This window comes from Salininema proteolyticum, from assembly GCF_042685645.1.
Taxonomy (GTDB): domain Bacteria; phylum Actinomycetota; class Actinomycetes; order Mycobacteriales; family Micromonosporaceae; genus Salininema; species Salininema proteolyticum.
On the sequence record NZ_JBHUNX010000001.1, the window covers coordinates 2,527,522 to 2,552,598 of the forward strand.

Consider the following 25,077-nt stretch of genomic DNA (forward strand, 5'->3'; position numbering starts at 1 on the left):
TCCGCGCGGGACTGTCCGATTCCTCTCATCCGCGCGGGGCGGGCGGCGGCGGGGAGCGCGACTCGGCGAACAAGCTTGATTCCCGTCGATACTCTGATACCCTCCGGGGGTATGGAACACGAACACGACCACAGTGGCGCGAAGACCCGGGCAGAACACACCGGACATGAAGCGCACCAACGCCATCACGGCCCCGAAGACCACACGGGACACGACGCAGGAGGGGCCGGAGCGGACCACGGCGGTCACGACGCACACGACCACTCCAAGCACGCCGGCCACTCCCCCGACATGTTCAGGGAGAAGTTCTGGTGGTCGCTGGCCCTGTCGATCCCCGTCATCGTCACCAGCCCCATGGTGATGCGGTGGCTCGGCTACGAGCTCGACTTCCCCGGCGCGGCGCTCATCCCGCCCGTCCTCGGCACCTTCCTCTTCTTCTACGGCGGCTTCCCCTTCCTCAAGTCGGCCGTCGCCGAAGTCCGCTCGCGCCAACCGGGGATGATGATGCTCATCTCCCTGGCCATCACCGTCGCCTTCTTCGCCTCCCTGGCGACCAGCCTGGGGCTGCTGGACCTCGACTTCTGGTGGGAGCTGGCCGCACTGATCGTCATCATGCTGCTGGGCCACTGGCAGGAGATGAAGGCGATCGGTCAAGCCCAGGGAGCCCTCAAAACACTCGCCGCGCTCCTCCCCGACACCGCCGAAAAGGTCACCGGCGGCGAGACGGCCACCGTCTTGATCTCCGACCTGCGCGTCGGAGACACCGTCCTCGTCCGCCCCGGCGGACGCGTGCCCGCCGACGGACGCGTCGTCTCCGGCCGGGCCGAGATGGACGAGTCCATGGTCACCGGCGAGTCCAACCCCGTAGTGCGGGAACAGGGCGACGACGTCGTGGCAGGCACCGTCTCCACCGACTCCGCCGTCCGCGTCACGGTCACCGCCGTCGGCGAGGACACCGCCCTCGCCGGCATCCAGCGCATGGTCGCCGAGGCTCAGGCCGCCTCAAGCCGCGCCCAGGCACTCGCCGACCGCTTCGCGGGGTGGCTCTTCTACATCGCCACCGCCGCCGCGGCCCTCACCGCGATCGTCTGGTCGATCGCCGGCAGCGCCTCCGACGCGGTCAACCGCACCGTCACCGTGCTCGTCATCGCCTGCCCCCACGCCCTCGGACTGGCCATCCCGCTGGTCATCTCCATCTCCACCACCGTGGCGGCCAAGAACGGCATCCTCGTCAAGAGCCGCCTGGCACTGGAGAAGTCCCGCGGACTCGACGCCGTCCTCTTCGACAAGACCGGCACCCTGACCGAAGGGCGGCACGTCGTCACCGCCATGAAGCCGGCGGCCGGAGCCGGCCGCGAAGAGGTCGCCGGGATCGCCGCCGCCGTCGAGAGCGAGTCGGAGCACCCGCTGGCCAAGGCCATCGTCGCCTACGGGAAGAGACTCGACGGCGACGTCCCCGAGGCGAGGGAGTTCAAGGCCGTCACGGGAAAGAGCGTCGAAGCGCTCGTGGGCCGCACCCGCTGGGCCGTCGGCGGGCCAGCGCTGCTGGCCGACCAGGACCTGGAGCCCCCGGCCGAACTCGACGACCTGCTCGCCGAGTGGGAGTCACAAGGCCACGCGGTCCTCTACCTGGTGCAGGTCTCGGGCGACGCACAGGTCGCCGCCGCCTTCGCGCTCGCCGACGCGGTGCGCCCCGAAGCGGAGGAGGCGGTGGCGCAGTTGAAGGACGAGGGAGTCTCGACCGTCGCCATGGTCACCGGTGACTCCCGGGCCGTCGCCGACTCCGTGGCCGGGCAACTGAAGTTCGCCGAGGGAGAGGACGAGGTCTTCGCGCAAGTCCTGCCGCAGGACAAGGACGCTATCGTCAAACGCCTCCAGCAGCGCGGCCAGAGCGTCGCCATGGTCGGAGACGGCGTCAACGACGCGCCCGCCATCGCGCAGGCCGACGTGGGCGTCGCCATCGGCGCCGGAACCGACGTGGCCATGGAGACGGCGGGCATCGTCCTCGCCTCCTCGGACCCGAGGGGCGTGGTGAGGACGATCCGCCTGTCCAAGGCCTCCTACCGCAAGATGGTGCAGAACCTGACCTGGGCGGTCGGCTACAACGTCGTCGCCGTGCCGCTGGCGGCGGGAGTGCTCGCCCCCGTCGGGTTCACGCTCTCCCCGGCCGTCGGCGCCGTCGCCATGTCGCTTTCCACGATCGTGGTGGCGGTCAACGCGATGACTCTGCGCGGGGTCAGGCTCGAAGGCTCCGCAAGGTGACCACGGAGATCTCGCTGGGGGCGCCGACGCGCACCTGCGGCCCCCAGGCGCCGGCTCCACGCGACACGTACAGCTGCGTGTCGCCGTAGCTCTCCAGCCCCGCGACGGTCGGATTGGGAAGGCCCGCCAGCAGCGTGCCGGGCCAGATCTGGCCGCCGTGGGTGTGGCCCGACAACTGCAGGTCCACCCCCCAGTCGACCGCCTGGTCGATGACGACGGGCTGGTGGGCCAGCAGGACCGCGGCCCGGTCCGGGTCGCGGTCGCCCAGCGCCGCGGCGAAGTCCGGGCCGGAGGACTGCTCGTTGGGGAACTCTTCCGCCTGGACGTCGTCGACACCGGCGAGGTCGAAGTGCGGAAGCTCCGCGTGGACGTTCTCCAAGGGGCGCATGCCGATCTCCTGGATCTCCTCGATCCACCTCTCGACGCCGGAGTAGTACTCGTGGTTGCCGGTGACGAAGAAGGTGCCGTAGCGCGAGTCCAGGTCCGCCAGCGGGGCGACGGCGTCGCCGAGTTCGGAGACGGTGCCGTCCACCAGGTCGCCCACGACGGCGACGAGGTCGGCGTCGACCCGGTTGACCGCGTCGACGATCACCCGGCTGCGGCTGCGCCCCACCATGGGAGAGAGGTGGATGTCGCTGAGCAGCGCGACGCGGAACCCGTCGGCCTTGCGCGGCAGGCGCGCCAGGGGCACTTCGAGCGGTTTGTAGCGCGGGGGCCTCATGCCCTCGTAGAGCCCGTAGCCGGTCGTCACCAGGCTGACCGTCGCGGCGGTCGCGGCGATGCCCGCGGCGACGGTCCGCCGGCGGGTCAGCCCCGTCGGGCCGCCCTCCTCGGGCGGGCCGGTCGGCGGGGCCTCCGTGGCGGTGGCGACGGACGAGGAGTCCGAGCGGGGTTCCTCCCCGGCGGCCTCCTCCTCAGAAGATCCTCCCCCGCCCGCGGCCACGGGTTCCCTCTCCGCCCGCGCGATGCGGCGGTTGAGGATCCAGCGGACCGGTTCGGCCGCGACCAGCACCATGCCGGCGAACATGAGCAGGACCAGCCAGGTGTAGCCGATCCAGGAGACGATCCCCTTGACCTGGAAGGAGACGGGGACGTTTCGGACCGCCGCCAGAGCGGCGAGGGAGAAGGCGCACATGACGGCGAGGACGACCGCTCCGGCCCTCCTCGCACGCGACCCCTCCGCGGTGGTCGCCTTCACCAGGCGGTGCCAGAGATAGTAGTGGGCTCCCCCGAGCAGGAGCGCCAGAACGCCGAACACGGCGAGCACCTGCCACACTAGGGGGTCTCGCTCTCCGGACGCTTCTCGTCTTCGCCGCCGTTCCCGCCGGAGCCCGACTCCTGGCGCACCTGGCGGTCCAGCAGCTGGTCGACCTCGACGAGCTTGAACTTGGGCATGAACTCGCCCCAGGAGATCGTGTCGGGGACCGTCTCGCGCACGGCCATGACGGTCGTGCCGGGGATGCGCAGCGTCACCGACGCCGGCGCGCCCAGCCGCTTCTGGTGGAGGACGGCCTCCGTCGGTGTGCCGGAGGGAGACTGGGCCAGCTCGAACACGGCCGCCTCGTTCTCCTTGGCCTGCGGGACCCACTCCATGTCGCGCTTGAGGACGACGCCGACGGCGTTCTTCTTGCCCTCGATGGAGCCGCTGTAGTTGAGCGCCAGGGTGTTGGCGTCACCGCGCGCCTGCAGGAGCGTCCACGCCCCGTCCTCCAGGTCGACCAGTTGGCCCTGGAAGCGGCGCACGGCCGTCTCGATCTGGCCGCGGCGGCGGCGCTCCGACAGCGGCTTGGAGACCAACCGGAACACGGCCACGAGGGCCATGAGCACCAGGAGGCCGGCCCCGGCGGCGGCCAGGGCCGAGAGCCCCGCCTCCATGACGGCGACCATGACCGCACCGGTGAGGACGCCGCTGAGCAGGCCCAGGACCGGTTTCAGCCAGAACGGCCCCGCCCCCTTGTAGGTCTTCAGCGGCGCTATCAGGCCAATGCAGACGGCCGCGATGGTGGAGATGCCCACCAGGGTCGGGGAGGGAGCGCCGGCCGAGGCGATCCACCGGGAGGCCCACCAGGCCATGAAGCCCGAGCCGATGAGCATGACGGGAATGAGCATGAGGACCGCGAAGGTCAGCTGCTGCGGGGTGGGGCGGGTGGCGGTCAGGAGGATCGGACCGAGCATGAGCAGCGGCAGGACCACTCCGAACAGGCCCACCTGGACCGCGCTGACCACCACGATGGGTGTTAGGGAGGACAAGTCGATCTCCTCGCTGGTTTCTCTGGAGTTCCTCCTCCAAAGCTTAACAAGGAGGGCCGCCTCCGGAGTCCCGGAGGCGGCCCGTCGGCGGTCGCTCGGCGGAGCGGCCGTCCTATTGCGAGTCGAGTGCGCGCCCGGCGAGCGCGCGGGCGATCTCGGAGCGGCCCTCGCGGACGCCGCGGTTGATCTTCTCGTCGCGGTCGCCGTCCAGCCAGGAGTCGACGACGGCCAGCTGCTCGTCGCCGATCTGGTTGAGCGGGAAACCGAGCTTGGAGAACTCGACGGCCTGCTGGGCGCCGAGCTTCTCCCACATGTCCGGAACGACGGCCAGGAACTTCTCCAGGTAGGGGCGGGTCAGCTCCTCCTGGTCCAGCAGGGCGAAGCCCTGCATGGTGGCGCGGCGGACGTAGTTCTCGCTCTCGGGGTCGACCAGGCGGTCCCAGGCGCGGGCCTTGGCCTCGGCGGTCGGGATGGTCGCGCGGGCGATGGTGGCGAGGCGCTTGCCCTCGGCCGTCTCGTCCTGGGAGAGCTCGGCGTCGACGGCGGCCTCGTCGATGGCGCCCTCGGCGGCCAGCACGGTGGTGAGGTGCCAGCGGAAGTCGGCGTCGACGGCCAGTCCCTCCGGGACGCCCTCGCCGGCGAGCCAGCCCTTGAGCACGGCGATGTCGGCCTCGGCGCGGGCGGCCGCGGCGTAGGCGCGGGCCCAGGAGCGCTGCATGTCGCTGCCGGCGGCGGAGGCCTCCATGGCGCCCTTGGCGGCGGCGACCCACTGGCCGCGCAGCTCGTCGCGCTTGGCCGGGTCGGCGTAGCGCAGTGCGGTGCCGACGTGGCGCTGCTCGACGGTGACGATGTTGATGTCGTCCTCCTTCGGCAGGGAGGCCACGGCCATGGACAGGAACTTGCTCGCGGGCAGTTCGGCGTCGCGCAGCATGTCCCAGGCCGCGGCCCAGATGAGGGCGCGCGGGAGGCTGTCGGCGAGGTCCGAGGTGTGCTCGACGGCGGTGGCGAGGCTCTTCTCGTCGAGGCGGAGCTTCGCGTAGGTGAGGTCGTCGTCGTTGAGCAGCAGGAGGTCCGGCTGCTTGACGCCGGTGAGGGCGTCGATGCGGGTGGAGGCTCCGGAGACGTCGGCCTCGAGGCGGTCGCGGCGCACGAGGCGGCCGTCGGCCAGGTCGTAGAGGCCGATGGCGATGCGGTGGGTGCGCAGCGTCGGGTGTTCTTCGGAGGCGGTCTGGACGACGTCGACCGAGGTGTAGGCGCCCTCGGCGTCGACCTCGGCCTTCGGGCTCAGGGTGGAGACGCCGGCGGTCTTGAGCCAGGTGTCGGCGAAGTCCTCGAGCTCGCGGCCGCTGGCGGCCTCGAGCTCGCTGAGCAGGTCGTTGAAGACGGCGTTGGAGAACTTGTGCTTGGTGAAGTACTCGCGCAGGCCCTTGAGGAAGGGCTCGATGCCGACGTAGGCGACCAGCTGCTTGAGGATGCTGGCGCCCTTGGCGTAGGTGATGCCGTCGAAGTTCGCCTGGATGGCGGCGGTGTCGGGCATCTCGCCGTAGACGGGGTGGGTGGTGGGCTGCTGGTCGGCGGCGTAGCCCCAGTTCTTGCGGGCGGCCAGGAAGGTCGTCCAGGCGCCGGTGTACTTGGTGGCGTCGGTGTTGGCCCAGTGGCTGGCCCACTCGGCGAAGGACTCGTTGAGCCACAGGTCGTCCCACCACTGCATGGTGACGAGGTCGCCGAACCACATGTGGGCCATCTCGTGGAGGATGACGTTGGCGCGCTGCTCGAGCTCGAAGTCGGTGACCTGGCTGCGGAAGAGGTAGGCCGACTCGGCGATGGTGATGCAGCCGAAGTTCTCCATGGCGCCGAAGTTGTACTCGGGCGCGAAGATCTGGTCGTACTTGGGCAGCGGGTAGCGAACGCCGAAGTGCTCGTGGAAGTGGTCGAAGCCCTGGCGGGTGATCTCGAAGACGCCCTCGGCGTCCAAGTACTGCTCCATGGACTTGCGGCACCAGGCGCCGAGCGCGATGCCGTCGTGCGTGTCCTCGACTCCTACGTAGGGGCCGGCGCAGAGGGCGGTGATGTAGGGGCTCATGCGGACGCTGGGTTCGAAGGTGGTGACCTTCGTGGCGTCGTCGCCGTTGACCTCCGCGGCGACGGGCATGTTGGAGAAGACGCGCCAGTGTTCGGGGGCGCGGACGACGAAGGTGAACGCCGCCTTCAGGTCGGGCTGGTCGAAGCACGGGAACGCACGCTGCGCGTCGGCCACCTCGAACTGGCTGTAGAGGTAGGTCTCGCCGTCGGCGGGGTCGGTCATGCGGTGCAGGCCCTGGCCGTCGTTGGAGTACTCCATGTCGGCGTTCACGATGAGGACGTTCTTCGCGGCCAGGCCGGCGACCTTGAGCCCCTGGGCGGGGTCGTAGCCGGAGACGTCGACGCTCTCGCCGTTGAGCGTCGCGCTGTTGACGGCGCGCGCGGCCACCTCGATAAAGGTCTCCGCTCCGGGTTCGGAGCAGTCGAACACTACGGTCGTCACGGCTTCGAAGGTGTCTCCCTCGGCGTGACCGGTCAGGTCGAAAGCGACGGTGTAGGAGTCGACGGTCAGAAGCTCCGCACGGCGCTTCGCCTCGGCCTGTGTCAGGGTGTGGGTCGGGGCCACAGTGCCTCCCTAGGTAGTGATCGAATCTATCCTCCAAAGTGTGTCACACCGGGTCGGGCGGCACGGCGCTCCAGGGTCAGGGAATTCCCTGGCTTACGCTGGTGGTCATGACCGCTGCACACTTTGTCAGGCGCGCTTGGCTGTCCACTGGGGGCACGGGCGCCAAGAACTACGACGAGTTCCCCGACGAGTCGGTCATCACCGATCTCGTCGCCGAGAATCCCGCCAGCGTGCTGGCCGTGGAGATGCCGACGTGGACGCCGGAGGCCCGCGAGGCCGGCCTGGCGTTCGACGAGGCCCTTCCCGCCGCGAAGGAGCGGCTGGAGGCGCTCCAGCAGGCCGGGCGCTTCCGACCCCATGACGACGTGGCCGTGGCCTACCGGATCACCGAGGAGGGCCAGGAGCCCTTCCTGGGCCTCTTCGCCATGGTCGACACCGCGCAGATCTCCTCGTCCCCCGAGGAGGAGGGCCTGGTGATCCGCAATGAGGAGGTCTTCCGCTCCAAGGTCGAGGAGCGCAGCCGCCTCAACGCCCACCTGGGCGTGCAGTTGAGCCCCGTGCTCCTGCTGCAGACCGAGCCGGGGCTGCACGAGCGCCTGGCCGCCGCGGTCGAGGCCGCCGGCGAGCCCGCGCTGGCCGACCGGGACGAGGCCGGGAGGCTGCACGAGATCTGGCCGGTGGACGACGCCGAGCTGGTCGCCGCGGCCGGGTCGGGCCGCCTGGTGGTCGCCGACGGCAACCACCGTTCCCTGGCCGCCCAGGTGGGCGGTCTGGGCCGCTTCCTGTCGGTCATCACGACCTCCGAGTCGATCCGGCTGCTGCCCTACAACCGCCTCGTCTCGGGCCTGCCGGGGTCGGCGGCGCAGCTGATGGTGCAGATCGGCCAGATCGGCGCCGAGGTCGAGGAGGTCGACGCGCCCTACGTCCCCGAGGAGCACGGGCATGTGATCTTCTACGGATCGGGGCGGACGTGGAGGGTAGCGTTCCCCACAGACGGAGGGACCGCTGTCGACGCCCTGGACCACTCCAAGGTCGAGAGGGAGGTCTTCGAGGGCCTGCTCGGCTTCGAGCCGAAGGACCCGCGCATCACCTACGTCGGCGGCGACTATTCGGTCGAATGGCTGGTCGGACAGGTCGACGAGGGCCGGGCCGACCTCGCGGTGATCATCGCTCCGGTCGGCGTGGAGGACTTCGTCGACATCAACCTGCGGCGCCTCGTGATGCCCCGCAAGTCGACGTGGTTCGTCCCGAAGGCCCGTGCGGGGCTGGTCGCGGCGGACGTAGAGTAAGACCCGTGCGAATCTACATCGGCTCAGATCACGCTGGATACGAACTGAAGAACCACCTCGTCGCCCACCTGGAGAAGGCGGGCCACGAGGTGACCGACATCGGCCCGGCGGCCTTCGACCCGGAGGACGACTACCCCGCCTTCTGCTTCCACGCCGCCGCCGCCGTGGTGGGCGACCCCGGTTCCCTGGGCGTCGTGATCGGCGGCTCCGGAAACGGCGAGCAGATCGCGGCCAACAAGGTTCCCGGCGCCCGGTGCGCCCTGGTGTGGAACGAGGAGACCGCGAAGCTGGCCCGCCAGCACAACGACGCCAACCTGATGGGCATCGGCGCCCGGATGCACTCCACCGACGACGCGGTCCGCTTCACCGAGACGTTCCTGGCCGAGCCGTTCTCGGCCGCCGACCGCCACCAGCGCCGCATCGACCAGGTGGCCGAGTTCGACAAGACGCGGGAGCTGCCCGACCTTCCCGCCTGACGACCCTTTCGGGGCCGGCTTCGGCCGGCCCCTCTCCGTCCCCCCGGCGGTTCTTGTGCGGGACAACACGTTCGCCCTCACAAGGTAATATGGAATACTCGGTACCCTGCGGAGCACAGTGAAAGCGCCTCCCGGACACCCCTTCGCTCCGAGCGATATCGTGGGCGGGTGCGCCCGTCCGCGGGCGACCGGTCGCGCCGCCCCTCGGCACGCCGTTCTGCGCAGGACGTGCTGCGGTGCCCTCGGGCACTCCGGCGCGGTCACCCTCCCGAACAGAAGGAACACCAGATAGATGACGATCCAACCGCCGACCCAGTCCTCGGACCTCAACCTGGTGTGCGGTCCGGTCGACCCCATGCAGGGGTCGGACGAGAGCTACCGCATCACGCGGCTGCTCGGATCGGGCGGCCAGGCCGATGTCTACCAGGCCGTCCGCATGTCGGGAGGTATCCAGTCGGCTCCGGTGAGCGTCAAGGTCTTCCGCCTCAACCCCGAGATCGACCCGCAGCAGCAGTACAAGTCCTGGGACAAGGGCGACGCCGTCCTCATGGACCTGCACTCGCGCGGCGTGTCCAACATCTGCCGGCGCATCGACGCCTTCTACGGCCACAGGCCCCACCAGCCGGGCGCCCCGCTCCACGGCGAGCAGGTCCCCTACCAGGTGCTGGAGTACCTTCCCGGCCACGACCTCAAGGACTACCTGGCACAGCGCGTCGGCCGCGTCGACGGTCCCTCGGTGCTCCACTCCGTCGCCGGGGTGCTGCGCGACCTCCACGAGCCGGGCGGGGCCCACCCGATCCTGCACATGGACATCAAGCCGGGCAACATCATCGTCGGACCGGACCGCTCGGCGAAGATCATCGACTTCACCGGCGCCCGCTACCACTCGCCCTCGCACCTGACGACGATCTCCTACACCCGCGAGACCGCAGGGCCCGAGGCGTACGAGGGGCGCGTCGGGCCGTCCTACGACGTCCACGGCTTCGGTTCGATCGCCTTCTACCTCATCACGGGCGCCACGGCGCGGACCGACTCCCAGGACGCGATCTTCCCCGGGTCGGCCCCGGCCACGCCCTGGGCGCGGCTGCGCCAGCATCCGTACCTGGAGTCGAACCCGCAGTTGCGCGACCACCTGAACGCTCCCCTCGCGGACCGTCCCGCCGACCGGCCCACCACCGCCGAGCTGCCGCGCTGGATCGCGGAGCTGGCCGAGATGGTGAACCGTTCGCGCGTGCCGGACCTGGGCGTGGACTGGCGCGGCGGGCCTGAGAAGACGCCGCACATGGGCGTTCCCATGGGCGCCGCGACGACCATGAACCGGCCGGGCGGGGCCATGGGCGCCGCCGGCATGGCCGGTGCCGCCGGCGCCGGTGCGGCCGCCATGGGCGGCGGTCACGCCGCGGGCCAAGGCGCCGCGGTGTACGGCTCGGCGAACGCCGCGGCCCCCTACGGCGCCCACCCGTCTCCGCCGGAGGCGACCAAGGTCAATCCCGCCGCCCTGCCGCCGCTGCAGCTCGACAACGAGCGCGAGCGCCCGCACGGGCGGGTGCAGGTTCCCGAGGGGCAGCCTGGCCAGGGCCGCGAGCCCGGGCCGCAGCAGCCCGACCACCGCCAGGGGCCCTCCCCGCAGCAGATGGACCAGGGCCGGGAGCAGGCTCCCCGCGAACGCGACGAGCGGGAGGAGCACCCGCTCCTCGGACCGCCCGGGTCCATGCGGCGGGGCATGGAGTTCACCGTGATCGGGACGATCTTCGCCGCGATCATGTGGCTGCTCTGGATCCTCGACGGCGACTCGGCCGTCGAGCAGGGCGCCGTCTTCTTCGTCATGGCCTTCACCGTGGCGCTCGGGCTGTTCTTCCTGCTGCGCACCCTCGGGGGGATCTTCTGGGGCCGCATGATGGGGGCCAATAGGCGCACCGCCCGCCTGGCCCACCTGGCCTCCGGCGGTTTCATGGTCGCGGTCGGCATCGGCTGGCTGCAGCAGGTCAGCTGGGGCTTCCTCGATTTCGGCTGGCTGCCGTTCTGAGGTCACAGATTCTCCACGCGTCGGTCTCTTCGGGGCCGCGACGTGCGAAAATGGCGCCATGACGACTAACGATCTGGCTCGCGACATCTATGACGCCGCCCACCTGACCGGAGAGTTCACGCTCCGCTCGGGCGTGACGGCGACGGAGTACTTCGACAAGTACCTGTTCGAATCCGACCCGAAGCTGATCAAGCGCATCGCCGAGCGTCTGGCCGAGTTCGTCCCCTCCGAGGGGGTCGACGCTCTGGCCGGGCTGGAGACCGGCGGCATTCCGATCGCCGTCGTGCTCTCCCAGATAACCGGGGTTCCGGCTTACTTCATCCGCAAGGAGGCCAAGACCTACGGCACCTGCCGCCTGGCCGAGGGCGGCGACATCGAGGGCAAGCGCCTGTTCGTCGTGGAGGACGTCGTGACCTCCGGGGGTGCCGTCATGGACGCCCTGGGCGAGCTGCGGCGTCGCGGCGCGACGGTCGAGGAGGGCGTCTGCGTGATCGACCGCGAGTCGGGCGGGCTGAAGAACCTGGCCGACAACGGCCTGGCCATGAAGGCCCTGTTCACGATGAGCGAGCTGAAGACCGCCGGAGAGGCGTAGCGACAGGGTTTTCCCGGCCTTTCGCACCCCGGTTCGGGGCGCGGAGGGCCTTTTCGCTGTAGCACATTTGTTCTATGATGGCGAGGGCAAAAGTAGGCCTACATAGAAAGTACCCCTTTCATGCCCCTGCAAAACCCCATGCGGAAGCCCCGTACCGCTTCCCTCCTTCTCTCGCTCGGCCTCGTCGGGTCCGCTCTGTTGACCACGACCTCACCGGCTCATGCGTCGGCTCCTGAACGTCTCGCCTATTGGGACCTCGGAGCGGATCTGCAAGGAGCCGATTCGTGGAACGACCATGATCTGACATTCTCGAGCGAACCTGAATGGACTTTTGACAGGTTCCTCATCTGCGATGGCTCGTATCGCCTGAATGGCACCTCGTACGGGTCGACCGCGGACAGCGTCATCGATACGACCGAGTCATTTACGGCCATGACCTGGGTCCGACTGGATTCCGCCGCCGCCGATCAAACGGTGCTCTCGCAGGCCGGAACGGACTCCGACCTATTCGACCTCTCGTTCTCTGCTACCGACCGGGCCTGGAGTTTCTCCATGCCGCACAATGACCGGGACGACGCTCATCGGCATCGCGCCGTATCCCCCGAACCCGTCGACGAACAGGTTTGGTACCACCTCGCGGCCGTATACGACCGCGAGAATCGTGAAATTCGACTGTACGTGGACGGAGCACCTGTTGCCAGCTCCGTCCTTCCCGGGAACCGGCAGTTCTCTGCCGGGCCGTTCGTCATAGGATCCTCCGGAGACGCCACCGCGACGACAACCGGGCATATCGACAGCGCCCGCGCCTATTCGGGGGTGGTCGAGGAAGAAACGATCACGATGCTCTCGTCCAGAAGGCCTACCATGCCCCTGGATCCGGACGGCTCGATCTGCGATCCGGACGATCCCTGGTAGACCCGGGGATCGGCACTGTTCGGGAGCTAGGGGACCGGTGATTTTGGAGTGGTATCCTTCGCACCGGTATCCCGGTTTCCGCCCCGAAGGAAGGTTTCATGGTCGACTTCTTCTCCCGCGCAACGGAAGACGTTCTCTACGCCCGGACGGGGCCGCTGGGGAGGATCGTCCTGAACAAGCCGCGCAGCATCAACGCGCTCACCCACGACATGATCCACTCGCTCCAAGCGCAGCTGGAAGAGTGGGCCGAGGACGACTCGGTGTCCGCGGTGTCCGTCGAGGGCGCCGGCGGCCGGGGCCTGTGCTCGGGCGGGGACGTCCGGTTCATGCGCCAGAGCGTCCTCGACGGCAATGCCGACGCCGTCGACTTCTGGGCCGACGAGTACACCATGAACCTGCTGATCGGCGAATACCCCAAGCCCGTCGTCGCGTTCATGGACGGCGTGACGATGGGCGGGGGCGTCGGAGTGTCCGGCCACGCCTCCCACCGCTTCGCCACGGACCGCTCGCGCATCGCCATGCCGGAGACGGCCATCGGGTTCAGCCCGGACGTCGGCGGCATGCGGCTGCTGTCGAGCGCCCCGGGCGAGTTCGGCACGTACATGGCCCTGACCGGGGAGCCGGTCGACGGCCCGACCGCGGTGGCGGCGGGTTTCGCCGACGCGGTCGTCGATCACGGCGAGATCCCGGCGATCATCGACCGCCTCGCCGCCGGCGAGTCCCCCGACGCGATCCTTGAAGAGGCGAAGAAGCCCGTCCCCGAGTTGGACCTGTCGTGGATAGACGAGTGCTTCGCCGGGGACGATCCGGCCGCGATCCTGGCCGCCCTGCAGAGTCACCCGAGCGGAGAGGCGAAGGCCGCCGCCGAGGTCGTCGAGTCCCGGGCGCCGCTGTCGGTCGCCGTAGCGCTGGAGGCCGTGCGCCGCGCGAAGGGCATGTCCCTGGCCGACGTCCTCAAGCAGGACCTGGTCCTCGGCAAGAGCTTCACCGCCAACCCCGATTTCGTCGAGGGTGTGCGGGCGAAGCTGGTCGACAAGGACAACGACCCGCACTGGCAGCACAAGTCCCTGAAAGAGGTCGACCGGGCGACCGTCCTCGCCCAGTTCTCCTAGAGATCGACCGCTTTCCGCACAAGCCATGAGCGCGGAGCCGGTCCCCGCCCGGTTCGGCCGAGGACCGGCAGGCAGGCCGCAGCTAACGTGTGAACCATGGAAAATATCCGCCGTTCACTCCACACCGTCTTCGTCGCCATCGCCATCTTCGCGTTCGCCGTTCTATTCCTATCGATCCTGGACAATGGCGGCTCCCTGGGGAGCCTCGAGGGCTCCGAGCCCGCCGCGTTCGGCCTCATGGGGATCCTCGCGGCCCTGATCGCCATCGCTTCGGGGAGCGCCGTCCCTGACGAGGAACAAAGCGCGGAACGCGGTAAGACCGCACTCGACGACGAAATCGATGAGGTCGATGAGATCGACGAAGTCGATGTCGACGAGGACGAGATCGATAAAGTCACCATCGCCGAGGACGCCCGCCCCGTAGATTTCCTGAACGATCCGAATCCGCGCCCCTGAACGGAGAATCGCCGTCGCGGGCGCCGAAAGGCCCCTCATGTCCGACATGCGATTCTCCACCACCCCCGACCTCCACCTCCCGCGCCTGCAGCGCAGCGTGCTCCTCTTCGCCGGCGGCATCGCCGCCTCCGGCGCCGGTTCCTGGCTCGTCCTGGAGGGTTTCGCGGACCCCTCGGACGAGGTGGCGGCAGTCCCCTTCTGCCTCGGCATTCTCCTGGCGTTGTTCGCACTGACCGGGTTCGTCCAAGGCTTCCGAGGAGCGCGGAGGAGAGGCGAGAACGCGATCGACGTCGTCTACGAACCCGACGGTCTCCGCACCCGGGGCGGCCGGCTCACTCCGTGGGACTCGATCCGCGAGGTCGTCGTCATCCAGTACAAGAACAACGCCAAGGTCCAGCTCCTGTGGGACAACTCCGCGCTCAACACCGCCGTGGAGGTGGCTCTTCGGGACCGAGCCGAACTCGACGGCCTCGGCAGGGCGGGGACGCGATGGCGCCGAGGCGAGCGCCGCCTGTACATCGACCTGCGGCGCTATTCAAGGGAGGAGCGCGGTGGCGACTTCAACGACATAGTCGGGAGGTTGAAGTCCCGCCGGATCACAGTGAACTTCAAACACGCTCACCAGCAGGTCTGACCGTCCCTCCCGAGCTCTCGGCGGCCCTCAGTCGGCGGTCAGTTCCGCGTCGGAGAGGTCCCGCGCCTTGGCGAGCACGGCCTCTCTCTCCTCACCGGTCAGGGCGATCTCGATGTGCTCCTCGATCGCGCCCGGCAGCTCCTCGGGCTCGAGCCTCTTCTCCGCCGGCTCCGCGCCGGCGCGGGCGATCTTCAGCTTCAGCCCCTGGATCTCGCGGATCTCGTCCTCCTTGTGCCGGCTCAGGACGTACCCCTTGTGGAAGGGCGAGCGCGGGTGGTGCTGGGCGATGTAGTTGGCGTCCACGTAGTCGGCGCGGTAGGCCCTGGAGAGGTCGAACTTGTGCGCGTTGGACCATTCCCGCCCGTCGAAGACGCGGAAGACCCACATGTCGTGGTCGGTGCGGTCCAGGCGGGCCCTGCGCCCCGCGTACTGCTCGGCCTCGAATCCGTCGGTCAGTTCCAGCGGACGGCCGATGCCGAACGACCCCACGCCCACGTCCAGGAACCACCGCCGTCCGTCGAGGTCGATGAGCAGGGCGGTGTGCGCCGCCGACCGCAGCACGTGGTCGGGCGACCCGCCCAGGATGCGGGCGTTGAGCCCGGTGACCCGGTAGCCGAGGCGCTCGAGGACGGAGCCGAGGAGTCCGTTGGCCTCATAGCAGTAACCTCCCCTGCGGCGCCGGACGATCTTGTCCTGCAGGCCGGGGACGTCGATGCGAATCTCTTTGCCGTGCATGACGTCCAGGTTCTCGAACGGAACGGCGCGCAGGTGCGCCCCGGCGAGGGAGGCGAGGTTGTCGAGAGTCGGCTCGGTGCCCCCGCGGTAGTCGATCCGGTCGAAGTAGGCCTCGAGGTCGAGGAGGTCGCCGTCCCACCCGTAGTGGTCGACGAAGTCGTTCTGCGCGCTGGTGCCCATGGGTCCGCTCCTTGCGATGTTGTTCCGGGTCGATGGTTCCAGTCTCCTGATGGCGGTGACGGAAAGGTTCCGGAATGGTTCCGGTCCGGGTCGGGGAGCCGTGGCTCCCCGACGTCGGGTCACGCGGCGACGCGTTTGACGTCCCACATCCGCCCGACCAGGATCAGGGCCACGCCGATCGCCATGACGACGGTGATGACCGTCAGCCCGGCCTGGAATCCGGCCATGCCGGCGCCGCCGATGGTCCATCCGAGGGCGGCGAGGGCGGGTCCCAGGTTGGATCCGACGGTCCGGGCGGTGGCGTTGAGCCCTCCGACCGTTCCGCCGGCCTCGTCGGGCGCGGACTGGACGATGGCGGTGATGACGGGGCTGGAGAAGACGCCGAACCCGATACCGACCAGGCCCAGGGCGGCGATCATGTCGAATGAGGTGGCGTCCGGTCCGAGCATGTAGAAGGCGGCCATGGAGGCCAGGGAGGTGAAGGCTCCGACCGTGGTCACGGGGCCGGCCCCGAACTTGTCGGCGAGGGTCCCGGCGAGGGGCGTCATGACTCCCATCCCGGCGACGAAGGCCAGCAGCACGATGCCGGTCTGGGCGGGCCCGCCGCCCACGACCTCGTCGATGAAGTAGGGCAGCAGGAACGCCGAGACGCCGACGATGGTGCTCATCAGCGCCAGGGCTAGGGTTCCGTGGCCGATCTGGCGGACCGACAGCAGCGCGACGACCGGCCGGGTGCCCTTCAGCCTGGTCCACGCGATTCCGAGCGCCACGGCGCCGGCCAGGTAGAAGGCGGAGGAGATCCGCAGTTCGGCCAGCTCCCCGAAGCCGAGGATCCCCAGGCTCAGGGCGCCGCCGAGGACGGCGAGCTCGACGAGGAGGGCCGGTTTGGGCAGCGCCAGGCCCTTTCCGTTCCCGGGTATGCCGAACCAGCCCATGAGGAGGACGGGCACGAGTATGACGAGCTTGGAGAGGATGACCGCACGCCATCCCCAGGCGTCGGCGATGCCTCCGCTCAACGAGGTTCCGGCCATGGCGCCGATGGTCATGACGGTGGTGATGCCGGCCATGACGCGAGCGCGCGTCTCGGGCCGGGAGGAGGCGAGGACGATGGGCATGTAGACGGCCATGACCAGTCCCCCGGTGAGGCCTTGGAGGAGGCGTCCGGCGATGAGCAGCTCCCAGGTCGGCGCCAGGCCGGCCAGGACGGTGGTGGCGGCGATGCCGGCCATGGACAGGGTGAAGACGCGCCTCGGGTCCGACTGGTCGGCCCAGCGCCCGGCGGGGATCGCCACGGCGCCGACGGGGAGGGAGTAGGCGAGGAGGGCCCACGCGGCCGTGGTCGGGGAGACGGCGAACTCCCGGGCGATCTCGGGCAGGGCCACCGAGATCATGGTGGTCTCGCTGGTGACGGCGAACATCCCGGCGGCGAGGGCGGCGAGCGGGATCCATTGGGTCTTGCGGGCCGGCGCCCGCTGCGTGTCTGCGGCGTTCATGCCCTCCACGCTCCGCCTCCGCGGGCCTGAGGGCATCTGTCGAAAGACCGGTCCGGTGACCGTAGCCGGAGGGGGACGACCGTACCGGGCGACTACGGTCGTTTGACAGATGCGGCCCCTGTCGACCGGTCCGTAGCGTTGAGGTCGTTACACGGCAATATGAAACGGAGAATCCCATGAACGACGACCTGAAACTCGCGGTCATCACAGGCTCGACCCGCAAGGGCCGCTCCGGCGGGCCGTTGGTCAGCCGGTGGATCGTGGACCGGGCCAAGCAGGACGGGCGTTTCGGCATCGACTGGATCGACCTGGCCGACCTGAACCTCCCCTCGGACTTCGACGAGGAGAACTACCCGCACGTGGGCGAGCTGGGAGCCCGCCTCAAAGAGGCCGACGCGTTCATCGTGGTGACCTCCGAGCTCAACCACTCCTACCCCGCCTCGTTGAAGAACGCGATCGACCTCTACCGCGACGAGTGGGCCGGCAAGCCGGTCGCGCTGGCCTCCTACGGCGGCAACGCCGGCGGGCAGCGCGCGGCAGAGCACCTGCGCCAGGTCTTCCCCGAGGTGGCCGCGCTGACCGTCCGCGACACCCTGACCTTCGTCAACTACTGGGAGAAGTTCGACGAGCAGGGGCAGCCGGTCGACGCCGAGGGCACCGCCGGGGCGCTGACCCGCCTGCTGGACCAGGTCGAGTGGTGGGCGCGGCCCCTGAAGCAGAACCGTACCGTCGACCCGTACCGCTGGTGAGGAGACCACTGTGCACGCCATTCGCCAATACGAGTTCGGCGGCCCCGAGAAGCTGGTGTGGGAGGAGGTCCCCGACCTCTCCCCCGCCGCCGACCAGGTCCGCATCGACGTCCGGGCCTCCGGCGTCCACCTCGTCGACACGTCGATCCGCAAGGGCGACATCGCGCACACCCCGTGGGGCCTTCCGGACCTGCCCATGACGCCCGGCCGCGAGGCGGCCGGAGTGGTCGACGCGGTCGGCGAGGACGTCGACCCCGCGTGGGTCGGCAAGAGGGTCGTGGCACACCTCGGGTTCGCCAGCGGCGGATACGCGGACTCCGCCGTCCGCGAGGTGACCGCCGTCCACGAGATTCCGGAGGGGGCCGGCTTCGCCCAGGCCCTCGCCGTGATCGGCACCGGCCGCACCACTCTCATCGTGCTCCACTACGCCGGCCTGAGCGCCGACGACACGGTGATCGTGACCGCCGCGGCCGGAGGGATCGGCAACCTGTTGGTCCAGGAGGCCAAGCGGGTGGGGGCCTTCACCGTCGGGCTCGCCGGAGGGCCGGAGAAGGCGCGCCGCGTCCTCGACGCCGGCGCCGACGCGGCCGTCGACTACCGCGCCGAGGACTGGTCGGCGAGTCTGGAGCGGGCCTTGGAGGGCCGGGAGGCGACCGTCCTGCTCGACGGTGTCGGCGGCGAAGCGGCCGACACCGCCTTCGAGCAGATCGTTCCGGGCGGACGGGTCCTCGTCTTCGGGTGGTCGTCCGGCTCCGCGGTCCCCGTCGACGCTCAGCGCCTGATGGACCGGGGCGTCAGCTTCATCCCGTCGCTGGGGCCCCATGCCGTCGCCGCGGCCGGAGGCCTCCCGAAACTGGAGAGGGAAGCGCTTCGCCGTCTGGCCCAAGGGGAATGGCGTCCTCTGGTCTCGCGGTTCCCCATGGACGGCGCCGCCGAGGCCCATCGTGCGCTGGAGGAACGGCTCACCGCGGGGAAGGTAGTCCTCGAACGCGCCGAGAGCTAGTCTTGAGGGCATGCTGTTCGGCCGAAATCCCGAGACCACAGTCCTCGACGACCTGCTGCGGGCGGCCCGAGACGGAGAGAGCTCCGTCCGGTCCGTCCGCGGCGCGGCCGGGATCGGGAAGACCACCCTGCTCGACTGGGCGTCCGAGCATGCCGAGGGTTTCCTCGTGCTGCGCGCCATCGGGATCGAGGCGGAGACCCGCTGGCCCTTCGGCGGGCTCCACCTCCTGCTGCGGCCCTTGATGAAGAGGATCGACGACCTCTTGCCCGAGCCGTTGGCCAAGGGTCTGCACCGCGCTCTGGCCCTCGACGGCGGTGAGGCGGGGTCGGCGGCCAACATCGGCATGGCCGTCCTCCAGCTGCTGGCCGAGGCGTCGGAGGAGAGGCCGATCCTGTGCGTCGTGGACGACGCACAGTGGATGGACGACGACTCGGCCCAGGCTCTGCTGTTCGCCTCCAGGCGGTTGTACGCCGAGAGGGTCGTCTTCCTCTGGGGCGTCCGCGAAGGCGACGCCCGGCCGTTCCCCACCGTCGGCATCGACGACCTGCCGGTCGGGCCGGTCGACGACGAGAGCGCCCTCGAACTCCTCTCCGCCGCGTCGCCCGGGCTCAACGAATCGGTGCGCCGCCACATCGTCCGCATCGCCGGCGGCAACCCCCTCGCCCTGCTCGAACTGGCCACCGCCCACAGGGAGGGACGGGCCGGCGTCGACGGTTTCACCTCCGCCGCACGCCATTCCGCCACCTCCCTGCGGCAGTCGTTCTCCGAGCGGATCGACGCCCTGCCCGAGGCCACCAAGCGGCTCCTCCTCCTCGCCGCCGCCGAGACCACCGGAGACCTCGCCCTCGTGCTCAAGGCCGGCGCCCTCTTCGGAACGACCCTCGAGGACCTCGCCCCCGCCGAGGCCAAAGAGTTGATTTCGACCTCCGGGGACGAGATCGGCTTCAGCCACCCGCTCATTCGGACGGCCGCCTATTTCGGTGCGCCGCTGAAGGAACGGGCCCGGGCCCACCGCGCGCTGGCCGACTCCGTCGGGGGCCCCGAGACCGGCTGCCGCCGCGTCTACCACCTCGCCTCCGCCGCGCCCGGCCCGGACGAGTCCATCGCGACCGACCTGGCGCGCAAGGCCGCCGAGGACGCCGTCCGCGGAGGGCACGCCGCCGAAGCGGACACCTACGAGCTGGCCGCCGAGTTGAGCGCCGACCCCGCCGCGAAGGTGGAGCGACTGCTCCTGGGCGCCGAGGCCGCCCACAAGGCCGGCCAGTCCGCCCAGGCCCTCAAGCTCTCCGAGAGCGTCGTCCACTCCTCCAACGACCCCGCGATGCTCCACCGCGCCCACCAGGTCCAGGCCGTCATCGCCAACTGGAACGGCGACAAGGACGCCTCGGCCCGCCACTGGTTCCGCTCCTTCGAGCAGCAGATGCTGCACGACCCCGCCTCCGCCGGTTATCCGCTGTTCAACGTGGTCGAGACCGCCATCCAGCACGGCGACTTCGCGCTGGCCCGCTCCGCCACCGAACGGGGCGAGGAGCACGGCCTGGAACACGCGCCCTGGGTCCGCCTCCTGCTGCGCGGCGGACTGGGACTCAACCGGAGCGGGGGCGTCACCCTCGCCGAGGGGGGTGTCCGCCGTCCGCGAGCTGATGGGCCTGCACGAGCCCCTCTCCCGCGAACAGACCGCCCATTCCCGGCTCACCTACGCCTGGTGGTGCTTCCTGACGGGCGACCCCTCCCGGGCCTACGACCACGTCCGGGAGGTCGAGGCCGACTGCCGCGACAGCGGCGGCAACGGCTACCTCGCCTGGGCGCTCGCCACCCGCGCGGCCATCGAGTTCCACTGCGCGTACTACGCCGAGGCCGAGGCCCACGCGCAGGAGGCCACCGTCCTCGCCGCCGAGGTCAGCGACGGACTGTGGTTCCAGCGCACCGCCGTCAACGTGCTCACCCAGACCGCCGCGCTGAGAGGCGACTTCGCCGAGGCGCGGAGGCTGCTGGAGGAGATCCCCGCCGACGCCTCGGCGACGGTGGAGGCTTTCGTCCTGGGCTGTGAACAGCGCTGGGACGAGGCCCTGCCCCTCCTGAGCAAGGTCCACCGCTCGCACTTGACCATGTACGCGATCAACTTCCTCCCCACGCTCATCGAGGCGGCGGCCCGGACCGGAAAGCCGGAGGAGGCCGCCGAGGCGTCCGACTACCTCGCCGCCTACGCCGAGGCCACCGGGGAGGACTGGGTGCGGGCCGTCAGCCTGCGTTCCCGGGCCCTCCTCGAAGAGGACGCGGACACCGAGGGGCTCTTCACCGAGGCGCTGGACCTCCACGGCGGCCGGGGCGACTCGCCGCTCGACCACGGGCTGACCCACCTGGCCTACGGGGAGTGGCTGCGTCGCGTGCGCCGGGGCAACGACGCGAAAGAGCAGATCGCCCTGGCGCTGGACCGCTTCGACAGGATCGGCGCCGAGACCGCCGCGCAGCGCGCCCGCGCGGAGCTGCGCGCCGCCGGAGGGCGCGCCCCGGCCGTGCGCCGGAAGTCCACCGCCGCGCAGAACCTGACCCCGCAGGAGTTCCAGGTGGCGAAGCTCGCCGCCACGGGCCTCACCAACCGCGAGATCGGGTCCCAGCTCTATCTGAGCCCGCGCACCGTCGGCTACCACCTGTACAAGGCCTATCCGAAACTGGGGGTCAAGACGCGCACGGAACTGGCGCACCTGGAACTGGGCTGAACGGCCGTTCAGGCTCGGCGTGCCAGGATCTGCACCGCCTCGGACCGGTTCCCGTTGATCGTCGGCACCGCCAGGCGGTGCTCCTCCAGGATGTCGAAGTCCGCGAGGAGGCCGCGCAGCTCGTCCGGTCCGTGGTGCCGGAAGGTCGCGCCGTCCCCGGTGGTGAACACGCCGTAGGGACCGCCGTGCCGTTCGGCGTGGGCGTCATAGCGTTCCCGGTTTCGCTCATCGTCCTGCAGCGGCATGTCGCTCACGTACAACAGCCCGCCCGGCTTGAGGACACGGGCGACTTCCGCCATGACGGCCGCTTGGGCGTCCCCGTCCGGCACGCAGGTCAGGACGGCGAAGAGCAGGACGGCCTCGAATCGCGCCTCCGGGAAGGGCGTGGAGGGCGGCGTGTCGAGGACGGTGAAGGACAGGTCCGGGCGCCGGCCCCTTCCCCGCGAGACCAGCGCCGCCGAAGGGTCGACGCCCTGGACGCCGGTGAAGCCGAGATCGCTCAGCTCGGCCATGACGCGTCCGTAACCGCAGCCGTAGTCGAGGATCCGGGCCGAGCGGTCGAGTGAGTCGAGGCGCTCGGGTACCAGGGGGTGTGTGAACGTCTTGGAGGCTCCGGCATCGCGCCAGTAGTCGAGGGATTCACGCGTCATGGTCACCGATCATAGTCCGCGGGTCGCCTTCTGGAAACCAGGATTTTGCCATTTCGGCAAGAAAACTTGTCGATTTGGAGAGACCTGGTCCATGATGGCCGCGGAGGTGGTCGCAATGGAGAAGACCCTGAAAGACAACTACGACGTGATCGTCGTCGGCGGCGGAACGGCCGGACTGGCCGGCGCGCTCACTCTCGCCCGCTCCCGCCGCTCGGTCGCCGTCATCGACGCCGGCGAACCGCGCAACGCGCCGGCCGAGGGAGTCCACGGCCTGCTCGGCCTCGAGGGAACGCCGCCGACGGAACTGCTGAAACGAGGACGCGACGAGGTCCGGGGATACGGCGGGGAGATCCTCTCCGGGGTGGTCGCGAACGTCCGGAGGACCGAGGAGGGATTCCACGTCGGCCTCGCCGACGGGCGGTCCGCCGAGGCCCGCCGCGTCCTGGTGGCCGCCGGACTGGTCGACGAGCTTCCCGACATTCCCGGGCTGCGCGAGCAGTGGGGCCGAGGCGTCCTGCACTGCCCCTACTGCCACGGCTGGGAGGTGCGCGACAGGCCCCTGGCGGTCGTCGGCACCGGGCCGATGTCCCTCCACGGCGTGCACCTGTGGAGGCAACTGAGCGCGGACGTCGTCTACTTCCCGCAGGAGAACGCCGAACCGGACGACGAGCAGCGCGAACAGTTCGCGGCCCTCGGAGTCCGCGTCGTGCCCGGCCGAGTCGCCGCGGTGGAGAGCGAGGACGGCGCCGTCACCGGCGTTCGCACGGTCGACGGAACGGTCGTGCCCTGCGAAGCCGTCGCCATGGCGCCGCGCATGGTCGCCCGGACCGGCTTCCTCGGAGACCTGGGCGTGGAGACCGCCGAACACCCTTCGGGAATGGGCGAGCACATCGTCGCCGACGCCATGGGACGCACGTCCGTCCCCGGGGTATGGGCCGCCGGCAACGTCGCCGACATCGCCGCCAACGTCGCGGCGGCGGCCTCCGCCTCCGGATTCGCCGCCGCCCAGATCAATGCCGACCTGGCCAAGGAAGACGCCGCCCGCGCCGTCGCCCTGCGGTCGGCCGCGAGCGCCTGAGAGACTCCGCTTCAGGGGGCCGGTCCCCCGACCATAGAGAAAGGAACCACCGTGTCCAGGGAATTCGACAGAGACTACTGGGAAGAGCGCCATCAGAGCCCGGCCTTCGCCGAGGGCGTCCGCCTGCCCAGCCCCCACCTGCAGGCCGAGGTCGCCGATCTCGAGCCGGGCGTCGCGCTCGACGCCGGCTGCGGGGACGGGGCGAACACGCGCTGGCTGGCCGAGCGGGGGTGGACCGTCACGGGAGTGGACTTCTCCCCTACCGCGCTGGAGCGGGCCCGCGAGCGCACCGCCGAGCTCGCCCCGGAGGAGGCCGACCGCCTCACGTGGGTGCGGGCCGACCTCACCGAGTGGAAGCCGGAGCAGTCCCGCTACGACCTGGTGACATCGCTGTTCGTTCACCCCGCCGGGTCGCGCGACGACCTGTTCCGGGGCTTGGCCGACGCGGTGGCCCCCGGCGGGACCCTGCTGATCATGGGGCACCACCCCGCCGAGCAGTTCGACGGCGTCTACGGAACCGACTCCGACGAGGCCTTCTTCACCCCCGAGGCGGTCACGGCGCTGCTCGATCCGGCCGACTGGGAGGTGGACACGGCCGAGGCGATGCAGCGCACGAGTCACGGCTCCCACGGCCGTCCGGGCGAGCGCGAGCACTGTGCGAACGGTTCGCACGCGCCGCACGGTGATCACGGGCACGGGGACGGCGGCGAGGTCTCCGTCCACGACACGGTGGTGCGCGCCCGCCGGATCCGCTGACCCGGCGGCCTCGCCGTTCGGCCTTCGGCCGAGGAGTTCCCGGGCAGGGACCGCTGTCCTTGCCCGGGAGCCCTATAATCAGGGCCGCCCCTTCCCCGGACAGTTAGGTTCCGCCCCATGGACGAAATCGTCGGACTCGCCGTCGGCTTCCTCTGCCTCGCCGCGGTCGTCGCGCTCTTCATCGCGGCGTTCGTCAAGACCCGCCGCCAAAAGCGCTTCAACCGGCGGCTGCTCGACCAGCAGGAGCAGGCGCTCCCCCGATGGGCGGCTCAGCGCGGTTTCACCTACGCCCCGAGGGACGACCGCGTCCTGGGCATCAGCTCGCGCCCGCCGCTGGGGGCTGCCGACTTCAGCACCGAGAAGCAGGCGGACGTCCACAAACTCCACTGGGGCCAGGTCTCGGCGACGTTCGAGCTTCTGCACCGGCCCGAGTGGATCCGCGGCACGCACGTGATGAACGCCGAGCGCGGCGGGCGGCAGAAGGTCGTGTTCCAGCACCACTTGCGTCCGGTGCCCATGAGCGACGGGTCCGCGTCGGGCGGCGACGGCCTGCTGGACGACCTCTTCCACAGGCTCCTCGGGCGGCGGATGGACGAGAAGATGCAGAACGCCGGGGAGAGCCACCGCACCGTCGTGGCCGTCCGGCTGCCGCGCCCCACGCCGTTCCTCTGCGTCGCCGCCAAACCCCCGGGGGCCAAGAGCGTGGAGGGCTGGGGGCTGCGCGATATGAAGCTGGAGCACCACGCCTTCAACGAGAAGTTCGTCGTGCACTCCCAGAACGACCGGTTCTCCATGGACGTGCTGCACCAGCGGACGCTGGAGTGGATGCTGGCCCAGCCGCCGCTCCAGGACGCCTCGTATCTCACGCGGACCGGGTTCGTCCTCGACAACGGGTGGTGCTACCTCATGGCCATGAATCCGCTGGACCCCGAGCGCCTGGACGGCCAGATCGACCTCCTGGACGGCTTCACCGGGCTCATACCCGCCCACGTCTGGCGGACTTGACCTCTGCCGATCCCGTTCCCCAGGGCCCCAATAGATCGGGAGACGGGCA

The 25,077-nt window shown here is 70.1% G+C and carries 22 protein-coding genes; 16 read left to right on the forward strand and 6 right to left on the reverse strand.

Going from position 1 to position 25,077, the window contains the following annotated elements:
- Positions 1-111 precede the first annotated feature (111 nt).
- Entirely contained in the window at positions 112-2,262 is a 2,151-nt protein-coding gene (locus tag ACFTE1_RS11795) for a heavy metal translocating P-type ATPase (protein ID WP_380623058.1), read from the forward strand.
- Here ACFTE1_RS11795 and ACFTE1_RS11800 read toward each other — a convergent pair.
- The 3 genes from ACFTE1_RS11800 to pepN form a co-directional block, all read right to left on the reverse strand.
- Positions 2,237-3,520: a metallophosphoesterase gene (locus ACFTE1_RS11800; RefSeq protein ID WP_380623056.1), complete on the reverse strand. Its 1,284-nt coding sequence runs from the start codon at positions 3,518-3,520 to the stop codon at positions 2,237-2,239. The two genes, ACFTE1_RS11795 and ACFTE1_RS11800, sit on opposite strands and share 26 nt — an antisense overlap.
- A gap of 17 nt (positions 3,521-3,537) precedes the next feature.
- Positions 3,538-4,512: a hypothetical protein gene (locus ACFTE1_RS11805; RefSeq protein WP_380623054.1), complete on the reverse strand. Its 975-nt coding sequence runs from the start codon at positions 4,510-4,512 to the stop codon at positions 3,538-3,540.
- Between the two features lie 112 nt (positions 4,513-4,624).
- Entirely contained in the window at positions 4,625-7,159 is a 2,535-nt protein-coding gene (pepN, locus tag ACFTE1_RS11810) for an aminopeptidase N (protein ID WP_380623052.1), read from the reverse strand.
- Between the two features lie 107 nt (positions 7,160-7,266).
- Here pepN and ACFTE1_RS11815 point away from each other — a divergent pair, with 107 nt between their 5' ends.
- From ACFTE1_RS11815 to ACFTE1_RS11850, 8 genes are all read left to right on the forward strand, one after another.
- A complete protein-coding gene (locus tag ACFTE1_RS11815) occupies positions 7,267-8,448 on the forward strand; it encodes a DUF1015 family protein (protein ID WP_380623050.1) in 1,182 nt (393 codons plus the stop codon).
- Positions 8,449-8,453: 5 nt separating this feature from the next.
- Positions 8,454-8,924: a ribose-5-phosphate isomerase gene (locus ACFTE1_RS11820; protein ID WP_380623048.1), complete on the forward strand. Its 471-nt coding sequence runs from the start codon at positions 8,454-8,456 to the stop codon at positions 8,922-8,924.
- A 292-nt stretch (positions 8,925-9,216) separates the two neighbouring features.
- On the forward strand, positions 9,217-10,950 hold the full coding sequence (locus ACFTE1_RS11825; protein ID WP_380623046.1) for a serine/threonine protein kinase: 1,734 nt from the start codon (positions 9,217-9,219) through the stop codon (positions 10,948-10,950).
- A gap of 58 nt (positions 10,951-11,008) precedes the next feature.
- Entirely contained in the window at positions 11,009-11,542 is a 534-nt protein-coding gene (gene pyrE / locus ACFTE1_RS11830) for an orotate phosphoribosyltransferase (RefSeq protein ID WP_380623044.1), read from the forward strand.
- A 120-nt stretch (positions 11,543-11,662) separates the two neighbouring features.
- Positions 11,663-12,457 carry a LamG domain-containing protein gene (locus tag ACFTE1_RS11835; RefSeq protein ID WP_380623042.1) on the forward strand — a complete coding sequence of 265 codons (795 nt, stop codon included), beginning with the start codon at positions 11,663-11,665 and terminating at the stop codon, positions 12,455-12,457.
- A gap of 98 nt (positions 12,458-12,555) precedes the next feature.
- Positions 12,556-13,569, forward strand: coding sequence for a 3-hydroxyisobutyryl-CoA hydrolase (locus tag ACFTE1_RS11840; RefSeq protein WP_380623040.1), 1,014 nt, complete (start codon positions 12,556-12,558; stop codon positions 13,567-13,569).
- Between the two features lie 96 nt (positions 13,570-13,665).
- On the forward strand, positions 13,666-14,025 hold the full coding sequence (locus ACFTE1_RS11845; protein ID WP_380623038.1) for a hypothetical protein: 360 nt from the start codon (positions 13,666-13,668) through the stop codon (positions 14,023-14,025).
- Between the two features lie 37 nt (positions 14,026-14,062).
- Entirely contained in the window at positions 14,063-14,659 is a 597-nt protein-coding gene (locus ACFTE1_RS11850) for a hypothetical protein (RefSeq protein WP_380623036.1), read from the forward strand.
- Positions 14,660-14,686: 27 nt separating this feature from the next.
- Here ACFTE1_RS11850 and ACFTE1_RS11855 read toward each other — a convergent pair whose 3' ends face one another.
- Together ACFTE1_RS11855 and ACFTE1_RS11860 are read right to left on the reverse strand one after the other, a co-directional pair.
- On the reverse strand, positions 14,687-15,574 hold the full coding sequence (locus ACFTE1_RS11855; protein WP_380623034.1) for an arylamine N-acetyltransferase family protein: 888 nt from the start codon (positions 15,572-15,574) through the stop codon (positions 14,687-14,689).
- A 119-nt stretch (positions 15,575-15,693) separates the two neighbouring features.
- Positions 15,694-17,067, reverse strand: a complete 1,374-nt coding sequence (locus tag ACFTE1_RS11860) for an MFS transporter (protein ID WP_380623032.1) — start codon at positions 17,065-17,067, stop codon at positions 15,694-15,696.
- Positions 17,068-17,243: 176 nt separating this feature from the next.
- On the opposite strand from ACFTE1_RS11860, the gene ACFTE1_RS11865 reads away from it, so the two are divergent.
- The 4 genes from ACFTE1_RS11865 to ACFTE1_RS11880 are packed head-to-tail and all read left to right on the forward strand — an operon-like array spanning position 17,244 to position 21,539.
- A complete protein-coding gene (locus ACFTE1_RS11865) occupies positions 17,244-17,816 on the forward strand; it encodes an NADPH-dependent FMN reductase (RefSeq protein WP_380623030.1) in 573 nt (190 codons plus the stop codon).
- Positions 17,817-17,826: 10 nt separating this feature from the next.
- A complete protein-coding gene (locus ACFTE1_RS11870) occupies positions 17,827-18,819 on the forward strand; it encodes a zinc-binding dehydrogenase (protein ID WP_380623028.1) in 993 nt (330 codons plus the stop codon).
- A gap of 10 nt (positions 18,820-18,829) precedes the next feature.
- Complete coding sequence (locus ACFTE1_RS11875) at positions 18,830-20,869, forward strand: AAA family ATPase (protein WP_380762723.1); 2,040 nt, start codon at positions 18,830-18,832, stop codon at positions 20,867-20,869.
- Entirely contained in the window at positions 20,757-21,539 is a 783-nt protein-coding gene (locus tag ACFTE1_RS11880) for a helix-turn-helix transcriptional regulator (RefSeq protein ID WP_380762726.1), read from the forward strand. The genes ACFTE1_RS11875 and ACFTE1_RS11880 overlap by 113 nt, the downstream gene beginning before the upstream one ends.
- Before the next feature lie 8 nt (positions 21,540-21,547).
- Here ACFTE1_RS11880 and ACFTE1_RS11885 read toward each other — a convergent pair whose 3' ends face one another.
- Positions 21,548-22,189: a class I SAM-dependent methyltransferase gene (locus ACFTE1_RS11885; RefSeq protein ID WP_380623024.1), complete on the reverse strand. Its 642-nt coding sequence runs from the start codon at positions 22,187-22,189 to the stop codon at positions 21,548-21,550.
- A gap of 115 nt (positions 22,190-22,304) precedes the next feature.
- Here ACFTE1_RS11885 and ACFTE1_RS11890 point away from each other — a divergent pair, with 115 nt between their 5' ends.
- The 3 genes from ACFTE1_RS11890 to ACFTE1_RS11900 all read left to right on the forward strand — a co-directional run bounded on the left by ACFTE1_RS11890 (position 22,305) and on the right by ACFTE1_RS11900 (position 25,028).
- Positions 22,305-23,267 carry an NAD(P)/FAD-dependent oxidoreductase gene (locus tag ACFTE1_RS11890; protein ID WP_380623022.1) on the forward strand — a complete coding sequence of 321 codons (963 nt, stop codon included), beginning with the start codon at positions 22,305-22,307 and terminating at the stop codon, positions 23,265-23,267.
- 51 nt (positions 23,268-23,318) lie between these two features.
- On the forward strand, positions 23,319-24,023 hold the full coding sequence (locus ACFTE1_RS11895) for a class I SAM-dependent methyltransferase (RefSeq protein WP_380623020.1): 705 nt from the start codon (positions 23,319-23,321) through the stop codon (positions 24,021-24,023).
- A gap of 117 nt (positions 24,024-24,140) precedes the next feature.
- Complete coding sequence (locus ACFTE1_RS11900) at positions 24,141-25,028, forward strand: hypothetical protein (RefSeq protein ID WP_380623018.1); 888 nt, start codon at positions 24,141-24,143, stop codon at positions 25,026-25,028.
- Positions 25,029-25,077: the final 49 nt, after the last annotated feature.